Genomic DNA, 1,947 nt, shown 5'->3' on the forward strand with positions numbered 1-1,947 from the left:
ATAGAATTTAGCTCAAACTTTAAAGCTTAAAAATCGCTCACAGTGAGATCTCAATACCATTTCATTGACCAAATGAATGATAGAAGTCTAATTGCATATTACCTTTGGGCTGCTTTTTGAACGGGTATTTCCCGCTCACAAAACTGGCAAAACGCGTTAAGCATTGCGTTTAAAAAACAGTTTTGGCCGTATAATTATAAGGATGCTACACAGATGAAACACGGATACAGACTTACTACTCTCGCTTTAGCTATTATTGCTTCCGCACACGCCACCGCTACAACAGTTAAAGAAGACGGCTTTTCACCTCAGATTGTCAATTCACCTTTCATACAAGACGTAAAAGGTACGATTGTTGAGGATTACTCTAAAGACCCCATCCAACCATCCTTCTTCTCGATGAGAATGATGAGCTCTGCTGATTCACAGCGCGGCGATTGGTTCAATCTATCTGCAAGCTACACAAGACTTCAAGGCGTAGGTTCTGACGTGGTATATGACTACCTTATGCCACCACTAAAGCCAGAGCCAGTGATCGTGGCTGTTCTTGATTCTGGCGTTGATGTGGAACATGAAGACCTTAAAAACAAACTTTGGACGAACCAAGGCGAGATCCCAGATAACGGTATCGATGATGATGGCAATGGTTACATCGATGATATTCACGGATGGAACTTTCTCGGAAATTCTTTAGGGATCAACGTTGATCAAGATACATTAGAGGTTACACGAGAATACAAGAAGTACCTGAAACTTAAAGAAAATGGACATTGGATTCCACGCAAAAAGCGTAAGTACTATGAAGGCGTTGAGTCAGACTATCTCTCCTCTTTAAAAGACGACCAAGATGCGTTAAATCGTGTCACTACCGCGATAGACCAAGCCAACGAATACAAACAAGAGATTCTTCAATACGTTGATCAGAAAGACTTTTCGACTAATGGTTTAAAAACGCTATTAGATAACGAAAACGCTAGCGTCGTTGCAGCGGCGCAAGGCCTACTTAGCCTATTTGAATCTTGGTACTCATTTGAATACTTGGAATCTCGTCGTAGTCGCTATCAAGACTCTTTAGACTTCCATCTAAATCTAGAGCTCGATACTCGTCGCGACATCGTGTTAGATGACATCAATAACCCATGGGAAAAAGGTTACGGTAACAACGATGTTAAGGGGCCTGTCGGCTCTCACGGCACTCACGTTGCGGGTATCATCGCTGCTGAACGCGGAAACTTTATCGGTATCGATGGGGTTGCAGACCATGCACAAATTATGGCGGTACGTATGGTGCCAAATGGTGACGAGCGAGATAAAGACATTGCCAACGCGGTGCGCTATGCCGTCGATAATGGTGCAAAGATCATTAACATGAGTTTCGGTAAAAGCTACTCACCTCGTAAGTACATTGTTGACCATGCATTCCGTTATGCCGCTCGTAAAGGCGTACTGATTGTTCACTCCGCGGGTAACAGCCGTAACGATAATGACATTAAACCAAGCTTTCCAAACCGCTACGCTAAGCACTACCGTTCAAAGCCTATCTCAACGTGGTTAGATGTGGGTGCATCAGCAAAATACGCAGATCAAAGCTTAGTCGCAAGCTTCAGTAACTTCGGACAAGAATCAGTTGATGTATTTGCTCCTGGGTATCGAATTCTTTCAACTACACCGGGCAACACTTACGGTTCGAAAAGTGGTACCAGCATGGCAGCACCTGTGGTTTCAGGTGTCGCTGCTTTAGTGTGGTCTCGCTACCCTGACCTATCAGTGAAAGAACTGAAATCTCTATTAATGAACGAATCAAAAGTCTATCCAGAATTGCTTGTTAAAAAGCCTTCTAGCCCGACAGATTTAGTGCCTTTCAACACTCTATCGATTTCTGGCAGTGTGGTAGACGCTGAGGCTATATTCACAGAGTTGGAAACACGCTAACACCTTATTATCTAT

General features: G+C 43.4%; 1 protein-coding gene. It reads left to right on the forward strand.

Going from position 1 to position 1,947, the window contains the following annotated elements; genetic code table 11:
- The first annotated feature begins 213 nt into the window (after positions 1 to 213).
- Positions 214 to 1,932: a S8 family peptidase gene (locus tag BCT81_RS02260; protein WP_102423126.1), complete on the forward strand. Its 1,719-nt coding sequence runs from the start codon at positions 214 to 216 to the stop codon at positions 1,930 to 1,932.
- Positions 1,933 to 1,947 lie beyond the last annotated feature (15 nt).

Source organism: Vibrio sp. 10N.261.52.A1 (assembly GCF_002876325.1).
GTDB lineage: Bacteria > Pseudomonadota > Gammaproteobacteria > Enterobacterales > Vibrionaceae > Vibrio > Vibrio chagasii.